General features: G+C 33.2%; 16 protein-coding genes. 15 read left to right on the forward strand and 1 reads right to left on the reverse strand.

What is annotated here, in order from left to right:
* Nucleotides 1-5: 5 nt before the first annotated feature.
* The 5 genes from FEF17_RS07295 (at nucleotide 6) to FEF17_RS07315 (ending at nucleotide 8,165) form a co-directional block, all read left to right on the forward strand.
* Nucleotides 6-1,094 (forward strand): efflux RND transporter periplasmic adaptor subunit, encoded by a 1,089-nt coding sequence (locus FEF17_RS07295; protein WP_139001687.1) that lies wholly within the window; start codon nucleotides 6-8, stop codon nucleotides 1,092-1,094.
* Between the two features lie 18 nt (nucleotides 1,095-1,112).
* Nucleotides 1,113-4,223, forward strand: a complete 3,111-nt coding sequence (locus FEF17_RS07300) for an efflux RND transporter permease subunit (RefSeq protein ID WP_139001688.1) — start codon at nucleotides 1,113-1,115, stop codon at nucleotides 4,221-4,223.
* A 1-nt stretch (nucleotide 4,224) separates the two neighbouring features.
* On the forward strand, nucleotides 4,225-4,878 hold the full coding sequence (locus FEF17_RS07305; RefSeq protein WP_139001689.1) for an ion channel: 654 nt from the start codon (nucleotides 4,225-4,227) through the stop codon (nucleotides 4,876-4,878).
* Nucleotides 4,879-5,012: 134 nt separating this feature from the next.
* Nucleotides 5,013-5,441, forward strand: coding sequence for a hypothetical protein (locus FEF17_RS07310; protein ID WP_139001690.1), 429 nt, complete (start codon nucleotides 5,013-5,015; stop codon nucleotides 5,439-5,441).
* 351 nt (nucleotides 5,442-5,792) lie between these two features.
* Complete coding sequence (locus tag FEF17_RS07315; RefSeq protein WP_139002153.1) at nucleotides 5,793-8,165, forward strand: GAF domain-containing protein; 2,373 nt, start codon at nucleotides 5,793-5,795, stop codon at nucleotides 8,163-8,165.
* On the opposite strand, the gene FEF17_RS07320 is transcribed toward FEF17_RS07315, so the two are convergent.
* Nucleotides 8,162-9,364: a Pycsar system effector family protein gene (locus FEF17_RS07320; RefSeq protein WP_139001691.1), complete on the reverse strand. Its 1,203-nt coding sequence runs from the start codon at nucleotides 9,362-9,364 to the stop codon at nucleotides 8,162-8,164. The genes FEF17_RS07315 and FEF17_RS07320 overlap by 4 nt on opposite strands.
* A 195-nt stretch (nucleotides 9,365-9,559) precedes the next feature.
* On the opposite strand from FEF17_RS07320, the gene msrB reads away from it, so the two are divergent.
* The 10 genes from msrB (at nucleotide 9,560) to FEF17_RS07370 (ending at nucleotide 20,421) form a co-directional block, all read left to right on the forward strand.
* Nucleotides 9,560-10,021, forward strand: coding sequence for a peptide-methionine (R)-S-oxide reductase MsrB (msrB, locus tag FEF17_RS07325; RefSeq protein ID WP_139001692.1), 462 nt, complete (start codon nucleotides 9,560-9,562; stop codon nucleotides 10,019-10,021).
* A complete protein-coding gene (msrA, locus tag FEF17_RS07330; protein WP_139001693.1) occupies nucleotides 10,011-10,550 on the forward strand; it encodes a peptide-methionine (S)-S-oxide reductase MsrA in 540 nt (179 codons plus the stop codon). The genes msrB and msrA overlap by 11 nt, the downstream gene beginning before the upstream one ends.
* A 3-nt stretch (nucleotides 10,551-10,553) precedes the next feature.
* On the forward strand, nucleotides 10,554-10,808 hold the full coding sequence (locus tag FEF17_RS07335) for a glutaredoxin family protein (protein ID WP_139001694.1): 255 nt from the start codon (nucleotides 10,554-10,556) through the stop codon (nucleotides 10,806-10,808).
* Nucleotides 10,805-12,367: a protein adenylyltransferase SelO gene (locus tag FEF17_RS07340; RefSeq protein WP_139001695.1), complete on the forward strand. Its 1,563-nt coding sequence runs from the start codon at nucleotides 10,805-10,807 to the stop codon at nucleotides 12,365-12,367. Before FEF17_RS07335 ends, FEF17_RS07340 begins: the two co-directional genes overlap by 4 nt.
* A gap of 1 nt (nucleotide 12,368) precedes the next feature.
* Complete coding sequence (locus FEF17_RS07345) at nucleotides 12,369-12,923, forward strand: peptide-methionine (S)-S-oxide reductase (RefSeq protein ID WP_139001696.1); 555 nt, start codon at nucleotides 12,369-12,371, stop codon at nucleotides 12,921-12,923.
* A complete protein-coding gene (locus FEF17_RS07350) occupies nucleotides 12,880-14,100 on the forward strand; it encodes a bifunctional alpha/beta hydrolase/OsmC family protein (protein WP_139001697.1) in 1,221 nt (406 codons plus the stop codon). The genes FEF17_RS07345 and FEF17_RS07350 overlap by 44 nt, the downstream gene beginning before the upstream one ends.
* Nucleotides 14,100-15,062 carry an aldo/keto reductase gene (locus FEF17_RS07355; protein ID WP_139001698.1) on the forward strand — a complete coding sequence of 321 codons (963 nt, stop codon included), beginning with the start codon at nucleotides 14,100-14,102 and terminating at the stop codon, nucleotides 15,060-15,062. Before FEF17_RS07350 ends, FEF17_RS07355 begins: the two co-directional genes overlap by 1 nt.
* A 37-nt stretch (nucleotides 15,063-15,099) precedes the next feature.
* Nucleotides 15,100-18,771 carry a metallophosphoesterase gene (locus FEF17_RS07360; protein WP_139001699.1) on the forward strand — a complete coding sequence of 1,224 codons (3,672 nt, stop codon included), beginning with the start codon at nucleotides 15,100-15,102 and terminating at the stop codon, nucleotides 18,769-18,771.
* 236 nt (nucleotides 18,772-19,007) lie between these two features.
* Nucleotides 19,008-19,649, forward strand: a complete 642-nt coding sequence (locus tag FEF17_RS07365) for a DUF6515 family protein (protein WP_139001700.1) — start codon at nucleotides 19,008-19,010, stop codon at nucleotides 19,647-19,649.
* 25 nt (nucleotides 19,650-19,674) lie between these two features.
* Nucleotides 19,675-20,421 carry a hypothetical protein gene (locus FEF17_RS07370; RefSeq protein WP_139001701.1) on the forward strand — a complete coding sequence of 249 codons (747 nt, stop codon included), beginning with the start codon at nucleotides 19,675-19,677 and terminating at the stop codon, nucleotides 20,419-20,421.
* The last annotated feature ends 181 nt before the right edge of the window (nucleotides 20,422-20,602 follow it).

Genomic DNA, 20,602 nt, shown 5'->3' on the forward strand with positions numbered 1-20,602 from the left:
CCATTATGAAATTACACATATACAAATTGTCAATTTTAGCTTTAGTCATAAACCTTTCTTCCTGTAAGGATAAAGTTGAGGTTAAAGAAGAAGTATTGAGACCTGTTAAGTACGAAGTTGTTGGCACTCCAAATGTTCAAGGTGCAAGAACATATAGTGGTACAGCAAAAGCAGCCGATGCCATAGGGTTAAGTTTTAGAAGTGGTGGAATTATCACTAAAGTAAACCATTGGAAAGGTGCACAGGTTAAAAAAGGAGATATTATTGCAAGGTTGGATAATGTTGAGGCAAATTTGGCATATGAACAATCTGTTTCATCTTTAAATGCTGCAAGTTCTGCAATGAATACTGCTAAGTCGAGTTTAGATAGGATTAAGTCACTGTATGAAAAAGGAAGCAATTCATTGAGTGACTATGAACAAGCAAAAAACTCCTATCAATCTGCTTTAGACCAATTTGAATCTGCAAAACGAAATAAAAGTATACAAGCTACCCAATTAAGTTATGGTATCATCAAAGCTCCAAAAGATGGGGTAATCGTTTGGACAGATGGCGCAGTTAATGAGCAAGTTTCAGCAGGTCATCAATTCGCAGAATTAAATGCAGGTAAAGGCATGAAGGTTGAGGTTGGTTTACCAGAAGCAGTCATTAATAAAGTGAAAGTAGATATGCCTACCAAAATTGAGTTCTCGGCTATTGAAGACAAAGTTTTCGAAGGTAGAGTTTTTGAAGTATCACCAAGTATAGACCCAAATTCGTCTACATATATTACGGCAGTTGCAATAATTAATCCTATTCCTGAAATTAAATCAGGCATGGCAACAAATGTCATTTTTGATTTTGAGCAAGATGAAAGTATTGCAAATGACACATTGGTTGTACCTGTTAAGTCTGTCGGAGAAGATGGTAACGGTAATTTTGTGTTTATAGTAGAATCAAGCGATGGGCTAACGGGAACTATAAAAAAACAACAAATTGAAATTGGTGAATTAACACCATCTGGATTTGAAGTAAAAAAAGGTTTAAATTCTGGAGATAAAATTGCTACTGCTGGTTTGCAGACCTTGTTGGATGGACAAAAAGTAAGATTATAATAACTAAAAACGAACCTTATGAATCTTACTGAATTTTCAATAAATCGTAATCGTGTTGTATTAAGTATTCTGGCTGTAGTTATGGTCATGGGCATGTTATTTTATGCCTCATTGTCAAGAGATAGTATGCCACCTTATACCATACGAATAGCATCAATTGTATCATCATTTCCAGGAGCAAGTCCAGAGCGTGTTGAGGAATTAGTTAGTGATAAAATTGAAAAAGTCGCACAAGAATTACCCGAATTAAAAGTAGTAAAAAGTACATCACGTACTGGACTTTCCGTAGTTCAAGTAGAGCTTAAAATGGAAGTTAAGCCAGAAGAACTTCAGCCTGTTTGGGACAGACTTCGTAGAAAGTTAGGCACCATTCAGGGATTACCAAGTAATGTTACTCCTCAATTGCGGGATGATGGCATTGGTGAAGTATTTGGTATTGCTGTTGGTTTAATTTCTGATGGTTATGATTATGCAGAAATGAAAGATTATGCAGATGACTTGAGAGATGATTTAATAAAACTTGAAGATGCTGCTAAAGTTGAATTGAATGGTGCGCAGGAAGAACGTGTTTTTGTTGAGTTTGAAAACACCAAATTAAAAACCTACGGATTAACATCGAGCAAATTAAAAAACATTATAGGTAGCACTAATATACTTAGCTCTGGAGGTACAATTAATGTTGAAGCAGAACGTATTATTTTGGAGCCCACAGGTAATTTCAATGATTTAGAGTCCATAAAGGAAATGTTAGTCCCCGTTGGAGAAAATGGACAAGTTATAGCTCTTGAAGATATTACTACAGTGAAAAAAGGGTATATCAATCCACCAAAACAGAAAGTGAGAATCAATGGTATGGATGCTATTTCATTACACGTGTCTTTAAAAGAAGGCGCTAATATCATTAAGTTAGGAGAAGAAATGGATGTATTACTGCAAGAGTGGCAAGATAAATTGCCAGTTGGTTTAGAAGTATCACGTATAGCATCAATTGATAAATACATCGATTTAAAGATTAGTGATTTTATTGGCAACTTATTACAGGCTATTGCTATCGTATTAGCAGTTATGCTTTTCTTTTTAGGACTAAGAACAGGATTGGTTATTGCAAGTTTAATTCCAATAGTTACCATAACAACGTTGATGGTTATGGGGTTAATTGATGTGGGGCTTAATCAAATTTCTTTAGCAGCTTTAATTATGGCCTTAGGAATGATGGTAGATAATGCTATAGTAGTAGCAGAATCGGTCATGGTAAAAATGGAAGCAGGTATTCCTGTTAAAAAAGCTGCAATCGATTCATGTTCAGAATTATTTACACCATTATTAATTTCAACATTAACAACATCTGCTGCCTTTTTAGCATTCTTTATGGCAGAATCTGTTATGGGTGATATTATGGGGCCCATTTTTGTTGTAATTACCATTGCGCTTTTATCGTCATGGCTTATTGCTTTAAGTATTATTACACTATTTTGTGTCTTCTTCTTAAAAGTAAAACCAAAGGAAGCAGGAAAAGTAGGTTTCTTAGATAAGTTAATTAATGGCCTAAAACTCAAGTATAAAAATTTAATTTTATTAGCTCTTAATTGGAAAAAATCGGTTTTAGCACTGATTGTTTTTATGTTCTTTTTATCCATTTTTGGATTTGGTCTTTTAGGCTTTGTGTTTTTCCCAGATAGCGACCGTAATATGATAACAGTTGATATTAATTTGCCAGAGAACACTAAAATTGAGAATACAACATCAGTTGTTTTAACACTTGAAGATTTCATGAAAAAAGAGCTTAAAATAAGCGAAGATAGATCAGATGGTATTGTAGATTGGTCAGCTTACATTGGGGAAGGTCCTTCAGCTTATGATTTGGGATATAATGCAGATGAAGCTAATTCAAACTACGCACATATACTAATCAATACATCATCGTTTTTAGTAAATAATGATATGGTCGAAAAACTGGATGCTTTCAGTTTTGATAATTTTCCTAATGCCGATATTAAAGTTGGATTATTAGGCTCTGGCGGAGGTGGAACTCCCATAGAAATTGAAGTATCTGGCGATGACCCAGATAAATTAGCAAGCATTGCAGAAACCATTAAGGCAAAGTTATTTACCATTTCGGGAACAAAAAATATTAAAGATGATTGGGGACCAAAAGGAAAAAAGTTTGTTATTAATATTGATCCTAATAAAGCTCAAACTGCAGGGGTTACCAATCAAGATATAGCTACCTCTTTGCAAACTGTTTTAGATGGTTTTCAAGCAGGGGAATATCGCGAAGGCGATAAATCTATCCCAATTGTAATGAAGAGTAACCAGAGTAAGGAACAATCTTTATCCTCGTTAGAAAGTTTAAATATATATTCGCAAAACTCAGGAAAAAGTGTGCCTTTACTTCAAGTAGCATCTATAATTCCTCAATGGCAATATTCAAAAATAAAACGTGTTGATTTAAATAGAACAATTAAAGTATCAAGTGAATTAACTACTACGGGTAATGCCTCAGAAGTCACACAAGCGATTACACCTTGGCTTAATGAACAAAAAGAAGTTTGGGGTAAAGATTATACGTATGAACTAGGAGGGGATGCTAAAAGTTCTGCCGAAAACATGGGAGCAGTTGCCAGCTATTTACCACTTTCAGCTTTTATTATTGTAATGCTATTAATCATTCAATTTAACTCTTTTAGAAAAATGGTCATGATTGTTTGCACCATTCCGTTGGGAGTTATTGGGATGGTTTTAGGGCTTTTGCTATTTGGTGTTCCCTTTGGTTTCATGGCATTTTTGGGAGTAATTTCTTTGGCAGGTATAGTTATTAATAATGCTATCGTTTTGGTAGATAGAATAGAAATCGAAGAAAGCGAACTAAAACGAAAACCCCAAGATGCCATTGTAGCGGCATGTTTACAACGTTTTAGGCCTATTTTATTGGCAACATTCACAACCGTTTTAGGTTTGATTCCGTTATATCTAGGGGGCGGTGAAATGTGGGAACCTATGGCAGTAACCATTATGGTTGGATTATTATTTGGAACTGTGATTACATTACTATTTATTCCTGCTTTTTATAGTGTAATGTATAAGGTAAATTATAAAGGGTATGAGTTTAATGATGCCCTTTTAGATTAGAATGCTAAAACGTTTTTATCCATATCGCTTTCAAATTTTCTTTTTTAGTCAGATAGCTATTTTATTTGGTTCGCTAATTGTACCTACTTATGTCTTTGAAACTTTTCTGTCTCCTGTGCTTTTTTTATTAAATCTATTGACAGGAATAGTGCTTTTATCAAAGAAAAGAAAAACCATGTGGTTTTTGGTTGCATTACTTGTTATTAGTACGTTGTTATTTGGGTCTAATTTAATAGAAACAGTTAATGAAGCTTTAGTCGGTCTTATAAAAATGGGAACTTATTTTTTGTTTTATGTTGTAGTAACATCAGAGATTATAAAACAAGTTTGGCGAGCAAAGAAAGTAAGTAAAAATGTAATATTTGGACTCGTTAGCGGATACATTTCTCTGGGCTTAATTGGTTTCTTTATCTGTTTAAGTATCGAAATGGTATATCCCAATTCGTTTACAGGTTTAATTGCAGGTGTTTCAATCACAGAAAACTTAATGTATTACAGTTACATTTCATTATTAACCATAGGGTATGGCGATATTTTACCCATAAGTGCATTAGCACACAAGGCAACTATTTTAATTGGTTTAATGGGACAAATATACTTAGTGATAATTACGGCTATAGTCGTTGGGAAATACATTAATCAATCAACTGAATAAGATGTGGGAGGTGTAAAAAAAATGGGGGTTTCTAACAATTAATAAATTTCGAAATAGAAGAAACAACCTTTCATCAGCAAAATAGTATTAAATAAATTCGCATATTAATATCAAAACAATTTAAACAATAAATTATGAGCCTAACTAGATCTTTTTTAACACTTACTTTAATTTTAGTAACTATAAATGGGTTTTCTCAACAGAAAACTCAAGAACAGAAAGAAAGAGAAAAGAGTAAAGTTGAACTTTATACACCCGAAGAAAAAGATAATTTACAGAACTTCTATGCAGAAGAAGTAAATAAGATGAAATTATCAGAAGAAATAAAGAGTGAGTATTATAATATTCTGTTGTTTTACACTCATAGCATGTCAAGACTTGATGATAAAGATAAAGATTATACACAAGAAGAAATTTCAGAGAAATTTAATATTTTACATTTTAAAATGAATGAAAAAATGAAGGCGTTATTAACACCGGAACAATACGTTATTCATCTTGAAACTTTTAATAAAATATTATATAGTGTGAGTAGAAAAACAAGTTTATTTAATCAAAAATAATTGATATAAGTTAGTCATTCTAAATGCACTTATTTTGAGACTTTTGCAACCAGCCTGAAAATTATTTTGAGATATAGTAATGCGATTGATAATGAAAAGGTGTTTTTGCAACATTTGGTAAAAAATTAGGCGTTACAGACTTAGAGTATTTTGAATGGATTAACTACAATAGTTATATGCGTTTAATATCTATAACTTTTTTCATTCAAATACTCATCAATCACTACTACTTCAATCGATAAATAACTAAAATTTAACAGTTTAAATTGTAACATTTTCCCTGTTAATTGGTCTACTTTATAACGATTAAATCAAATATTCGTAATTTTGCTGTACATAAAGTCTGATATAATGGACATTAATGATAACATTGAGTCACCTTTTTTGCTTAAGGTAAGCTTTAATAAGCTCCTAAAACATTATCAGGTACTGGCTGAAAATAAGGATGAATTTCTCGCAGCCAAGGCAAAACGTGTGCTTAAGGCAGCTGACCCGTACCCAGAATTAAAAGATGGTTTTAGCAATCCTAAGATTCTGCAAGACAGAGAAAAGGAAATACGTACTATTCTTCAAGATTCTTTTGCACCAGTATTAACAAAGAATGAGATAAAAACAGCTTCTGTCCCTTTTCATAATTTAATTTTTAATTCCTCTGAGCGATTTAGAAATATTATTAAAACTGCTGGAGACGATTTTGAGTTGAAAATTAAGAATATGCCAGAGGATGATAGGTATATTGTTGCTTGCACTATCATTTTAAATTTTTGTTATGGTTATTCCCTTAATTTAAAACGTCCTTTTTATTACGAAATACCTGATGCTAATGGTATTACACGATCCTACAAAATATTGTACAACGCAGATTTTTGTGAAATTGTTGCAAATGATGGTGCTCCAGAAATAACTTTTGAAGATTATGAAGAGCTGTTAGATAATTTTGAGAATATTGAGCTTTGGAAAGAAAAATTCCCTCCAAATAGTTACACATTTAAAGGGTTTGTGATTTCCAATATTTTCGATGTAACAGATGATCAATCCATATCAAATATTAAATCTAATCTTATAGGTGAAGATAGGCGGAAGGATGAAGGTTTTATGGAAGGATTTCAAGAGATTTTCAGATCACTTTTTAATCTCAAAGACATAAAAATTGGTTTTTCAATTTATAATAAGGATGAAAGTTTATTCGAAGTAGTTTACGGTGTAGGAATGAGTAGTTTTCTTTTAAATAAAAAAGAATACGCTAAATGTTCGGATGCGCTTTGTAAGTGGTCTTATAAAAAGCTCTTAGATGATAAACAATATTTCTCTGTTTCAGATGTTGATAAAATGTTTGAAAAGTCTAATGGACAAGCACCTCATATAAAAGTTCTTCATGAACAAGGAATTAAAAGTGCCATTTTTGCACCAATAGCCAATGATGATGGCCTCATGGGGATATTAGAAATAGTTTCTTATCAACCAAAAGTTTTAAACAGTATTACTGCAAACAAACTTATTGATGTTATGCCTTATATTGTTTCTGCAGTTGAGCGATCTAAAAGTGAAGAGGAAAATTTAGTTGAGGCTATTATTCAAAAAGAATGTACGTCTATTCACCCGAGTGTGCATTGGAGGTTTGAAAAGGAGGCTAAAAATTTTATAAAAGCTGAATTTAACGGAGAAAAAGCCATTTTCAATAAAATTGCTTTCGAGAATATTTATCCTTTGTATGGGCAAATTGATATCAAAGGGTCTTCAATAGCAAGAAATAATGCCACTAAAGAAGATTTAACTTTGCAGTTAAACGCTGTGAAAGAGGTTTTTATAAAAGCTGGAAAGATTGAGTCCTTGCCAATTTATGAACAAATTATTTATCAAATTGATGATTATTTAAAAGGATTAAAAGAGAATTTTCAAGTAGATAGCGAACAACATATATCTAGTTTTTTCGACAAAGAAATTGAACCGGTTTTAAATCATTTGTATAAAATTGGTGAATTGAAAGATGAAATCAATAACTATTTTAACAGTCTAGATGATAAAATAGGGATTTTGTATAAGCATAGAAAGGATTACGACGATACCATAGCGATGATAAATAAAGAGATGGCTGCTCTTCTGGATCAAAAGCAGGAAGATGCTCAAGCGATGTATCCTCATTATTTCGAGCGTTATAAAACAGATGGTGTAGAACACAATATGTATGTTGGTGAGTCTATTACTAAAGAGGATTCATTTAATCCTATTTATCTGTATAATCTTAGGTTATGGCAATTACAAGTTATGTGTGAAATGGAAAACTCCTATTATCAAATGCAGCACACTTTTCCAGTACAATTGGATGTTGCATCAATGATTTTAGTTTTCAACCAACCTCTGTCAATTAGTTTTAGAATGGATGAAAAGCAATTTGATGTCGATGGCACATATAATGCTCGTTATGAAATTGTAAAGAAACGTGTAGATAAAGCCTTTATTAAGGGCACTGATATTCGCATTACTGATAAAGGAAAAATTACTATTGTATATTCTCAAAAACAAGATGAACGTGAGTATTTAAGATATATTAAGTTCTTACAGTCTAAAAATTATTTAGATACAGATGTGGAAATTGTAGAATTAGAAGATTTACAAGCTGTTACGGGCCTTAAGGCTATACGAGTAAGTGTGCTTTATCATAAAAGTGAAGAAGATAAAGCGTTCTATACTTATGACGATTTAATGAAGGAAATTAAGTCTTAATTAAGGCCACCACCAAATTGAAAAGCAATTCCAAAGGCAATAACACTAATAATAATACCTGCCATAAAGACGCTATAGGTTAAGCGTAAAATTTTATATTTTTTATCAAGCACTAATCCTAAAAAGTATAGGTCTTTTTTCATTGATGAATAGAGGTAATCTCTATCTTGCATCATTTCGCTCATAGCCCATTCAAAATCGCTAAGGCTCATTTTATGGAAGTTTCCAAAGAATAACAAATTCACCTTTTTATTGGCAACATCTTCTTTAGAAAATTTTCCACTCGTAACATTAGGTCTTGTGGCTAAGACAGATAGAATAATGGATGCCACCGTAACCGTAACGAAAATAACCGTAGGAATTATAAGATAATGATTGGACGGATTATCTAACTTTGGAATTAAGTTAGCCAAAACCAAGGAGACTATAATAGCATTTACCGATAGCAATATGTTGGCTTTGGTGTCCGCAATATTACTTAAAGTAATATGGTTTTTAAGTGTTACCCTAAACATAGTTTCAATTCCGCGTTCAGGAAGTTCAACTTTATGCTTCTTAAAATTTAGCTCTTCTTTTCTCTGCTTAAATTTTTTATTATCAGCTTCTAGTTTTTTTCTTAATTTAAGTAGTTCTGAGAGGTTTTTACCTTTACGTTTATCCCAACTAAGCGCTGCTTCATTAGTGTGAAAACGATGTTTCGTAGATAAAAAATCTATATTTTCATCTAGCCACTCTTTTTCAGAATAAGTCTTATTGCATTGTAACTCCCATTCTTTGCGAAGTAACTCTGAGATTTCCATGTAGTTTTTACTTCCAATATGTGAACAGTCCGCATCTCTAATTATTTTTTCCAATTTATCATTAGGAACAGCTTCAATTTTAGTAGCCAAAATTAATTGGCAAATTGCTTTCTGGTCTGCCTCTGATATTTTTTGAGTGCTTAAAAATTGCTTTGCAATTGAAACGCTTGCATCCTCATGATTCTCAATACCTCTTGTATAACCAGTATCGTGTAACCAAGCAGCTGTTAAAAGTAAGTCCTTTTGTTTATCATCTAAATTAGCAAGTTCGGCCAATGCACTAGCGTCTTCAACTACCCGTTTTGTATGTGTAATATTATGGTAAGTGAAAGACGTATCTAGCTTTTCATTAAGTAGGTTGATAGCATGTTTTTCTGCTTCAGCTATTAGAATGCTCATGGAAAAAATAATTTTAGTAAAAATACTAAACTTTATTTAACATAAGTTAGTATGATTACCACCCAAATATTTGTCGTAAATTTCTTGAATGCTTTCAAATCACTTTTAGATGGTTAAAATGTAAGGATTTGAATCTATCAACGACTGAATTTTGACTTGAAAGCATATATTAATTAAAAAAGAAAGGACTATAATATGCTAACTTGGAAAGAGGTGATTAGTTTTTCCGTAAACGGAAATCTAACTCCAGACAAACGTGTCGACAAAACACAAGCCGAATGGCAAACCCAATTAACTCCAGAACAATTTAGAATCACAAGGCTCAAAGGTACAGAGAGACCTCATAGTGGTGCTTTATGCAGTATTCATGAAGCAGGAAAGTATAATTGTATATGTTGTGATACGCCCTTATTCGATTCTACAATTAAGTTCGAATCTGGAACAGGTTGGCCTAGTTTCACGCAGCCTATTAAAGAAAATGCAATTAAATACGAACGAGACACCGCTTTTGGAATGGTGCGTGTTGAGGTAATGTGTAATACCTGTGATGCACATTTAGGACATGTGTTTCCTGATGGACCAGAACCTAGTGGACTCCGTTATTGCATTAATTCTGAATCCATGCAGTTGAAAAAGGACGATACTAATGAGCAATAAAAATCTACAAGTCGCTACAGTTGGCGGTGGTTGTTTTTGGTGTACAGAAGCTGTATTTCAAGAAGTAAAAGGTGTTGAGAAAGTTGTGTCTGGCTATACTGGAGGTAACGCTCCAGGGAAACCAACGTATCGTGAAGTCTGTTCTGGATTAACAGGGCATGCCGAAGTAGTTCAAATAACATTCGATACTAATGTGATTTCTTATGAGGACATTTTGGTTATTTTTATGACAACGCATGATCCAACTACCTTGAATCGACAAGGTGCCGACAAAGGAACACAATACCGATCTGTAATTTATTTTCATAATAATACACAAAAGGAAATTGCTGAAATAGTTGCTAAGGAAGTTGCTGCCTATTATGAGAATCCTATTGTTACTGAGATATCACCTTTAGGGACATTTTATGAAGCCGAAGACTATCATCAAGATTATTATAGAAATAACCAAGAGCAAGGGTATTGTAGTTTTGTGATTACACCAAAATTGGCGAAGCTAAGAAAACTTCATGCAAATAAGTTGAAATAAGCTATGACGCAGTCTCTAGAAATTAAACTTTATGGCACCGAAAGGTGCCATAAAAGTCAGTATTATAAACAATATTTTAAAGATTTAAATTTGAAATATCAGTTTCTTGATGTTGAATTAAATGAAACAGATGCTAATGAATTAAGAAGTCTGTATGAAAGTAGAAAGCTTAATTTTCCAACAGTTACTATTGGCGATAAAAAACTGAGAAATCCATCAGATAAAGAATTAGTAAAATGGATTAAAAAATCACTATGAAGCTCAATATAAAGGATAAATTCAATAAGGAATTACCTTCAGACCCAATTCTAGAGAATTCTAGAAGACAAGTTACTGAAGCATGTTTTTCATATGTAATACCAAGGCGAACTTCAAAACCAGAACTATTACATGTATCTACGGAAATGTTGGAAAGTTTGGGTTTAACAGAAGAAGATGCTAAAAGTAAAAAGTTCTTAAACGTATTAACAGGGAATATAAGCTTGCCGAACACAGAGCCTTATGCGATGTGTTACGGAGGCCATCAATTTGGTAATTGGGCAGGTCAATTAGGTGATGGTCGTGCTATTAATTTATTTGAAGTAGAACATTATGCCCAAAATTGGGCACTACAACTAAAAGGTGCGGGAGAAACTCCGTATTCTAGATCTGCCGATGGTTTGGCGGTTTTACGCTCATCAATAAGAGAATATTTGTGCAGTGAGGCCATGTTTCATTTAGGTGTACCAACTACCAGAGCCTTGTCTTTAGCCTTAACTGGAGATCAAGTTTTGCGAGATGTCATGTATGATGGTAATCCAGCCTATGAAAAAGGTGCGATTGTTTGTAGAACTGCCGAGTCTTTTTTGCGTTTTGGTAATTATCAAATTTTTGCGGCAAGGCGAGATGGAAGGAACCTCAAAATTTTAGTTGATTATACTATAAAATATCATTTTGCTCATTTGGGAAATCCATCAAAGGAAACATATATTCAGTTTTTTAAAGAAGTTTCAGAGCGCACATTAGATATGATTTTACATTGGCAACGGGTTGGCTTTGTACATGGTGTTATGAATACTGATAATATGTCAATTCTTGGATTAACCATTGATTACGGACCCTATGGTTGGTTGGAAGGTTATGATTACGGTTGGACACCGAATACAACGGATAGGGAGCATAAACGTTACCGTTATGGTAATCAATCAAATATAGGGTTATGGAATTTGTTGCAATTAGCAAATGCAATTTACCCATTAATTGAAGAAGCTGCACCTTTAGAAAACATCTTAAATCAATATAAATCAGACTTTGAAAAGAAGTCTTTAAGTATGATGCGCTCTAAATTAGGATTACAACATGAAGATGAAAATGACCAAAATTTGATTCAAGAGCTGGAGGACAATCTGCATTTAACCGAAACAGATATGACAATTTTCTTTAGAAAATTAGCCAATTTCAAAATGGATAATGCTGAAAGAGGTTTAGATATAGTATGTGATGCATTTTACAAAGCGGATGAAGTAGTTGGGAATATTCGAGAACGCTGGAATGAATGGTTTGTAAGATATACTGAACGATTGAAATTAGAGGTAAACTCCAATGAAGAAAGAAAGGCAAAAATGAATCGAGTCAACCCAAAATATGTACTAAGAAATTATATGGCACAATTAGCAATTGATGAATCCAATAATGGAGATTATACCTTAATTGATGAGTTGTTTCATATACTTAAAAACCCTTATGATGAGCAGCGAAAATATCAAAAATGGTTCACAAAACGACCAGATTGGGCGAGACACAAAGTAGGTTGTTCTATGTTGTCATGTAGTTCTTAAAATGAAATCTTTACAAAAAATAGCATTTGGAGGAGGCTGCCATTGGTGTACAGAAGCTGTATTTCAATCTTTGATTGGAGTTTCAAAAGTAGAGCAAGGTTTTGTGGCATCAATAAATGAGAATTCTGATTTTTCAGAAGCTGTTATTGTACATTTTAATGAAACTTTAATCTCCTTAGCAACACTTATTGAAATTCATTTGTATACTCATAAAAGTGCTTCAAATCATTCTATGAGAACAAAATACCGTTCTGCTGTTTATGTGTTTACAGAAAAACAAAAGGAGCATACACGATCACAATTGGATTTGTTGCAGTTTCAATTTCACAATAAATTGATTACTCAAGTGTTCTCCTTTTCAAAGTTTAAAGCCTCAAGATCTCAAATTCAAAATTACTACTACAGCAATCCTAAAAAACCGTTTTGTGAAAGTTTTATCAACCCCAAACTACAAGTATTGCTCAGTAAGTTTTCAAAATATACAAACCAGAATAAATTAAAGCATTTAAAGGATGAATCGCGAGAGATTAATTATAAAGAATACCAAGGGTCATAATTTACAAGCCTATTTAGAGCTACCTGCCGACCAAAAACCACACTATTTTGCCATTTTTGCGCATTGTTTTACTTGTAATAGTAATTTATCGGCAGTAAAAAATATTAGTAGATCGCTAACATCTCATGGTTTTGGAGTAGTGCGTTTTGATTTTACGGGTTTGGGAAGAAGTGAAGGCGAGTTTGCAGAAAGCTACTTCTCGGCTAATGTGGATGATTTAATTTCGGTGAATAATTATATTACAGAACATTACAAAGCGCCAAGTTTATTAGTGGGACATTCGCTTGGAGGTGCTGCAGTTATTGTTGCAGCCTCAAGACTAGATAATATTAAAGCCGTTGCTACGGTTGGTGCGCCTTCAACAGTTAGTCATGTTACACATCTATTTTCACATGGTATAGATGAGGTGAAACAAAAAGGAGAGGTTGAGGTGAATATTGGCGGACGTCCTTTCAAAATTGATAAAGATTTTGTTGAAGATTTTGATAAAATTAGTTTACCTGAAATCACAAAGAATTTGCGTAAACCTTTATTGATTATGCATGCACCCTTCGACCAAACTGTGGGGATAAATAATGCTCATGATTTATACCATAACGCCCATCATCCTAAAAGTTTTGTGAGTTTAGATAACGCCGATCATTTGCTCTCCAATCCAAAAGATAGTAAATATGTTGGGAATGTTATTGGTACGTGGGCGGATCGCTATTTTGAACCTAAGGATAATACCATGTTGGATACTAATGGAGAGCAATTAGTAGCACATTTAAATTTAAAAGAAGATAATTTCACGACAAGTATTCAGACAAAAAAACACAATTTTATAGCCGATGAGCCAGCAAGTATTGGGGGCAATGATTTTGGTCCGTCTCCATACGATTTTTTAAGTGCTGGATTGGCAGCTTGTACAGTAATGACTTTAAAAATGTATGCCGAACGTAAAAAATGGGATTTACGGGAAGTATATGCGTACATTACCTATTCTAAGAAGCATAGTGACGATTTAATACTAGACTTAGATAAGCCAAAACGTATTGATCACTTGCAAAAACGCTTAAAATTTATTGGAGATTTGGATGGAGTACAAAAAGCAAAGTTAAAAGAAATAGCATCTAAATGTCCTGTGCATCGCAGTCTATTATCTGAAACTGTAATTGAAACTGAAGTGATATATTAATGAGTAATAGCAAAACAAAAATTGGGTTAGGATTAGCTGCTTTAGGGAGGCCAGAATACATAAATATTAGAGATAATGGTTCCATTGATAAATCTGAAATTGCTTTTAAACAAAATACGTTTTCAGTGTTAGATGAAGCTTATAAACTAGGTGTTCGTTATTTTGATACAGCCCCTTCCTACGGAAAAGGTGAAGTGTTTTTAGAGGAATGGAATAAGTCTAGAAAAAAACATGATTCTATTCTAGGTACTAAATGGGGTTATACTTATGTAGCGAATTGGCAATTAGGTTATAATGGTAAGCATGAAATTAAAGAGCATTCATTGGATAAATTGTTAGAGCAGTGGGAAGTTTCAAAAGCCATGTTGCCAAATTTGAAGTATTATCAAGTGCATTCTGCAACGTTTGATAGTGGTATTCTTGAAAATGAAGCTGTTTTACTTCAATTGCATCTAATAAAAAAAGAAACAGGTTTAAAAATTGGTATTACAACCAGTGGTACAAATCAGAAGGGAGTGATTGCTTCAGCTTTAAATATCAAAATTGAAAATGAAGATTTATTTGATAGTTTTCAAGTGACTTATAACCTTTTTGAGCAGGATACTCTAGAAATTTTAAGGCAGGTTGTATCCCAAGGTAAAACGGTAATTATAAAAGAAGCGTTAGCTAACGGTAGAATATTTCCAAATGGGAAATTTGAGAATTATAAAAATGCGTATGACATTTTAAATCGATTATCAAAAAAATACAATGTCGGTATTGATGCTATTGCATTGCGCTTCGTTATGGAAAGTTTACAACCAACTTATGTGTTGAGCGGTGCTTCAAATTCGAAACAACTTAAAGAAAATTTAAAGGCATTAGAGTTTAACTTTATAGAAGACGAATTAATCTTACTACAATCATTAAATGCTCCAGTACAATTGTATTGGGAAGAACGTGCTAAGTTACAATGGAATTAAATCAAATTCTTATCTTTAATCATTAATCCATCAACTAATGCAATACCAAAAATCAGCACTTTTAATCGCCCTAATTTTTGTTTTAAATGCTTGTGCTACTTATAAACCGCAATACAAGGATAAGAATTCTCAGTCTGAATTTCCAGATAAAGAGATTATCCATTCATTCTATTTAATTGGTGATGCTGGAATTTCTGGTGAATCTGAATCCTCTAAAGGAATAAATAGTTTTAGAACAGAATTATCGAAAGCTTCAAAGAACAGTACGGTTATTTATTTAGGGGATAATATTTATCCAAAAGGTCTTCCAAGTAAGGATGAGGGAGGTCGCGAGTCAGCAGAGAAGCAATTAAATGCTCAAATTGATGCGGTAAAGGATTTTGAGGGTGAAACTATTTTTATTCCAGGAAATCACGATTGGTATAGTGATGGGTTGAAAGGGTTAAAGCGACAAGAAAAATATATTGAGGATAACCTTGGTAAAAATACTTTTTTACCTGAAAACGGATGCCCAATAGAAAGGGTTGACATAACCAAAAATATTGTGTTGATAGTTGTCGATTCGGAGTGGTATATGACCGATTGGGATAAGCACCCCACCATAAATGATGATTGCGAAATAAAAACAAGAACCAAGTTTTTTGATGAGTTAGAAGGTGAAATAAAAAAGGCAAGAGGTAAAACAACTATTATTGCGTTACATCACCCTATGTTCACAAATAGTTCTCATGGGGGACAATATTCATTTGGGAGCCATATGTCTCCACTTCCAATTTTAGGGACACTGAAAAACTTGATAAGAAAAACAGGTGGTATTATAACTGTCGATAATCAAAATAGTCGATATAACGAGTTTAGAAAGCGTGTAATTACTTTATCTCAAGAAAACGATAAAACTATTTTCGTATCAGGACATGACCATAATTTACAATATATCATTGAAGATAATTTACCTCAAATTGTAAGTGGTTCTGGATCGAAGGTAAATGCTACACGTAATGTTGGGGGAGGACAATTTTCTTATGGTGCCATGGGGTATGCCAGATTAGACGTGTTTAAGGATGGCTCATCTTATGCCCGTTTTTATGCAAATGATGAGGTTGTTTTTCAAACACAAGTCCTACAGAAAGATGATAAAAAGATCTTTACTACATATCCAACTTCTTATCCTACCAACAAGGTTGCTTCAATTTATAACGAAGAAGAAACCAAAAAAGGCAGTTTGTATAAATTCTTTTGGGGAGATCGATATCGCGAAGATTTTAGTAAAAAAGTAAAAGCACCAACGGTTGATTTGGATACTCTTTTTGGGGGTTTAACTGTAATTAGAAAAGGTGGTGGACATCAATCAAAATCATTACGATTAAAGGATAAAAAAGGACGCGAATATGTGATGCGCGCACTTCGTAAAAGTGCTGTGCAATATCTTCAAGCTGTGGCGTTCAAAGACCAATACGTTATAGGTCAGTTTGATGATACGTATACCGAGGGGCTTTTATTAGATGTATTCACGGGAGCTCATCCTTACGCTCCATTTACAATTGGAAAACTGTCAGACGCGGTAGGCGTTTATCACACTAACCCCATTTTATATTATGTGCCAAAACAAAATGCCTTAGGCCATTTCGCAAATGAGTTTGGAGATGCTTTGTATATGATAGAGGAACGCACCGATTCTGGTCATGGCGACAAGGAAAGTTTTGGATTTTCTAATGAATTAATAAGTACTGATGATGTTCTTAAAAAGCTAAATAAAGATGAAGATTTTGTGATAGATGAAGAAGCTTACATTAGAGCCAGATTGTTTGACATGCTTATTGGAGATTGGGATAGACATGAGGATCAGTGGCGTTGGGCAGAGTTTAAAAAAGACGGTAAAAAGATTTACAGACCAGTGCCTCGTGATCGAGATCAGGCGTTTTCAATAATGGCAGATGGGGCTTTGTTAGGCTTGGCAACTAAAATAGTTCCGTCACTTCGGTTAATGCAAAGTTATGATGAAGAATTGAAGAGTCCGAAATGGTTTAATCTAGAGCCTTACCCGTTAGACATGACGTTGATTAATCAATCTCAAAAGGACGCATGGGATGCTCAAGTAAAGCGTATAGTAGATAATTTAACAGAGGAAGTAATAGATGAAGCCTTTAGTAACTTTCCACCGGAGGTAAACCAAAATTCCATTCAAGAAATAAAGCAAAAATTAATAGGCAGACGAGGGAATCTTCAAAAAATATCAAATGCTTATTACGAGCATATCAATAAATATGCTGTGGTAAAAGGTACTAATAAAGATGATTGGTTTGATATTGAACGGTTGCCAAATGGTGAAACTAGAGTTGTGGTGTATCGAATTAAAAAAGGAGAGAAGACAGATGTATTTCATGATCGAACTTATTCGTGTAATCATACAAAAGAAATTTGGGTATATGGTTTAGATGATGATGATCAATTTGAAGTTTTTGGTAATGGAGATCAATTGATAAAAGTTAGAATTATTGGTGGTCAGAACAATGATATTTATAATGTTAAAAATGGAAAACGACTTAAAATTTATGATCACAAAACAAAAGATAATACATTCTTAACCAACAAAGGCAGTAAGAAGTTAACTGATGATTATGAAACTAATGTTTATGATTATAAAAAGCTTAAAAATAGTTCAAATCAATTTGTGCCTTCAATAGGAGCGAATCCAGATGATGGTTTTAAAATAGGTTTTGTAAATACCATAACAAACTATAGCTTTGAACGTAACCCTTTTAGTTCTCAGCATATCATTTCTGCATCATATTATTTTGCCACTAGCGGGTTCGATTTAGGATATCATGCTGAATTTGCAAATGTAATTGGGCAATGGAATTTGGCTATTGATACTAAATTTACCAGTCCGAATTATGCCATCAATTTCTTTGGGTATGGTAACAAAACAAGTAATCCAAATGCAGAAGATGATGATCAATTCGATTTAGATTATAACCGTGTAAAGCTGAGGACGTTTAAAGTAGCACCAGCCTTAACTTGGCGAGGGAAATTGGGAGCTAGTTTTAAGATAGGAGTATCTTATGAATCTAACGAAATAGATAATACGGCAGGACGATTTATATCCCAACCTAATGCAATTAATAACTCTGTTTTTGATAAGCAAGATTTTTATGGCGCCGATGCGAAATATGAATATGGAAATGCTGATAATGATGCCTTTCCAACGTTGGGAATGTTGTTCGCAATACAAGCAGGTTACAGAAATAATGTAAGTACTTCAAGGGGCTTTGGCTATATAATTCCAGAATTAGGTTTTGATTATAAGTTGATACCAAGTGGACAATTAGTTTTAGCAACCAAGTTAAGTGGGCAGTTTAATTTGGGTGATGATTTTGAATTCTATCAAGCCGCAAGTTTAGGGAGAAATAATGGGTTACGAGGTTATAGAGACGAACGCTTTATTGGTAATTCAGCCTTTGTGCAAACTACAGATGTTCGGCTAAATCTTAGAAAAGTAAAAACCGGTTTACTTCCACTTAATATAGGAGTTTATGGCGGCGTAGACTATGGTAGAGTATGGTTGGATGGTGAAGACTCCGATAGATGGAATAACTCTTTTGGAGGCGGTATTTTTGCTAATGCTGCAGATATGCTGACTTTAAATGTCTCGGCATTTAATAGTGATGATGGGTTGCTTTTTGCATTTAAACTAGGGTTTGGGTTTTAAATTGAGATTTAACTAGAATTTTGCTTTATTTTAATTTGTTCATTTAGTAATTATAACAGCTATTGTTGATGGTAAATACCTTAAAGACTATAATAAATAATCTTTTTAAAAACTCAAAAAATGTTAACTTCTTGTTTAGAGCATTTCACATGTAAAAAAAGACACTTCATATAATTAGTATGATTTTTAGGTTTTAAGGATAGATACATTTGTATCAAATTAAAATCGTAAAAATCATGAAAACAATAAAAAGAATTTTAGGAATTAGTGTTTTATTAATGAGTCTTTTGGTTTCAAACGAAATGCAAGGACAAAAAAGAAGTAGCAATAGAAGCGTTAAAAGTGAAAGAAAAATTGCTGATAATAGAATAGGGCAAAACCAAAGAGGAAATGACAGGTGTAGAGTTCAACCCATAAGAAGGAATCCACATTATAGATATTCAAATAATAGACGAGTTATAAGAACATTGCCTAGACACCACGTAAGAATTGTTTATAGAGGCTTACCATATTTTTATTTTTCAGGAATTTATTACACTACCTTTGGGGATGAATATATTGTTGTGATGCCTCCTAGAGGGTTTAGAGTTAGCGTATTACCAGTAGGTCATGTTAGAATAGTAGTGGGGCCTTCAGTATATTTTTATCATTCAGGAGTTTATTATTTAGAAACAACAGAAGTCGTTTCAAATGGAGAAAAATATGAAGTAACTAAGCCACCAGTAGGAATAGAGATTGCTAACATTTCAGAAGATGCTGAAGAAGTATTCATTGATGGCAAGGTGTTTTATGAATTTAACGACGTTATTTATAAAGAGATAATAAATGATGATGGTAATTTAGCTTATGAGGTTGTATTTAGTAAGAATAATAATTAACTTTAGAAGTATTAAAATTTAAAAGATGAAAAAATTAGTAAAATTAATAGTACTATTATTTTTTGCGAGTATTGTTTCAAATGCCCAAAATGCCAAAGAAGCCATACAAAACACAAAGCAGATTATAGAAGGGAAAAAGATGCTTGACCGTGATATTAAAGAGTTAGAGACTTTTAACACAAAGTTTAAGATACTTAAATCAGCTGTGAATGGTGATGATCAAGATGAAGTAGACCGACTTAAAGAAGATTTAATTAAGGATATGGCTAGAGAAGTAGAACAGAGTGGTGTAAAAGCAAAAATGGCGCATAAAGAGATTGCACAAAGTTCAGCAGAAATAAGGTCTGATAGAAGAGAAATACGCCGAGATAAAGAAGACTCTAAAAGAGGGCGTTATGACCGACGCGATGACGAAAAAGATTTAGCCAGAGACCGAGCTAATAAACGCGATGACCAAAGAGATAGAAGAGATGATATAAGAGATTTTCAGCAGCAAATTGATAGAGCTAAAAAACAGGCAGAACTGCTTAAACTTTTAAGAGAACAAAGTTTTTCTTTAAAATATCAAACGAAGGAAGCTTTTGCAGAAAGGAAGAAATTTGTTAAGACAACATTTTTAAGTTTTAGAGATACCATGAAAGCAGATATAGCTGCAACAAAAAGAGAATTAGCAGAAGATAATAGAGAGCGACGTGAAGACAGAAGAGAGCGTGTTGACGATCGAAATGAAAGAGATGAAAATGATTTAAAGAAAAAACGAAAACGCTGGTAGTTGTTTAATTATAATAATTAAAAACCCCCTTTACTTTTTATTTTGTAAAGGGTTTTTTTATGTCTTATTTCGAGGTTGTTTTTCGTGTTTTTAATTCACTTCTATTAAAAGACGTTTTGCTTTTGGTTTTGGTCGCTTCACCTAGTTTTTGCCTATATGACTATGAGTTTGGAGGTACATT

Source organism: Hyunsoonleella aestuarii (genome assembly GCF_006148925.1).
Lineage (GTDB): Bacteria > Bacteroidota > Bacteroidia > Flavobacteriales > Flavobacteriaceae > Algibacter_D > Algibacter_D aestuarii.

Excerpts from the sequence above, each read along its gene's own strand:
- FEF17_RS07335 (WP_139001694.1), top strand. The coding sequence starts at position 10,554 with ATGACGCAGTCTCTAGAAATTAAACTTTATGGCACCGAAAGGTGCCAT.
- FEF17_RS07305 (WP_139001689.1), top strand. The coding sequence starts at position 4,225 with ATGCTAAAACGTTTTTATCCATATCGCTTTCAAATTTTCTTTTTTAGT.
- FEF17_RS07355 (WP_139001698.1), top strand. The coding sequence starts at position 14,100 with ATGAGTAATAGCAAAACAAAAATTGGGTTAGGATTAGCTGCTTTAGGG.
- FEF17_RS07340 (WP_139001695.1), top strand. The coding sequence starts at position 10,805 with ATGAAGCTCAATATAAAGGATAAATTCAATAAGGAATTACCTTCAGAC.
- FEF17_RS07310 (WP_139001690.1), top strand. The coding sequence starts at position 5,013 with ATGAGCCTAACTAGATCTTTTTTAACACTTACTTTAATTTTAGTAACT.
- FEF17_RS07350 (WP_139001697.1), top strand. The coding sequence starts at position 12,880 with ATGAATCGCGAGAGATTAATTATAAAGAATACCAAGGGTCATAATTTA.
- FEF17_RS07295 (WP_139001687.1), top strand. The coding sequence starts at position 6 with ATGAAATTACACATATACAAATTGTCAATTTTAGCTTTAGTCATAAAC.
- FEF17_RS07360 (WP_139001699.1), top strand. The coding sequence starts at position 15,100 with ATGCAATACCAAAAATCAGCACTTTTAATCGCCCTAATTTTTGTTTTA.
- FEF17_RS07315 (WP_139002153.1), top strand. The coding sequence starts at position 5,793 with ATGGACATTAATGATAACATTGAGTCACCTTTTTTGCTTAAGGTAAGC.
- msrB (WP_139001692.1), top strand. The coding sequence starts at position 9,560 with ATGCTAACTTGGAAAGAGGTGATTAGTTTTTCCGTAAACGGAAATCTA.
- FEF17_RS07365 (WP_139001700.1), top strand. The coding sequence starts at position 19,008 with ATGAAAACAATAAAAAGAATTTTAGGAATTAGTGTTTTATTAATGAGT.
- FEF17_RS07370 (WP_139001701.1), top strand. The coding sequence starts at position 19,675 with ATGAAAAAATTAGTAAAATTAATAGTACTATTATTTTTTGCGAGTATT.
- FEF17_RS07345 (WP_139001696.1), top strand. The coding sequence starts at position 12,369 with ATGAAATCTTTACAAAAAATAGCATTTGGAGGAGGCTGCCATTGGTGT.
- FEF17_RS07320 (WP_139001691.1), bottom strand. The coding sequence starts at position 9,364 with ATGAGCATTCTAATAGCTGAAGCAGAAAAACATGCTATCAACCTACTT.
- msrA (WP_139001693.1), top strand. The coding sequence starts at position 10,011 with ATGAGCAATAAAAATCTACAAGTCGCTACAGTTGGCGGTGGTTGTTTT.
- FEF17_RS07300 (WP_139001688.1), top strand. The coding sequence starts at position 1,113 with ATGAATCTTACTGAATTTTCAATAAATCGTAATCGTGTTGTATTAAGT.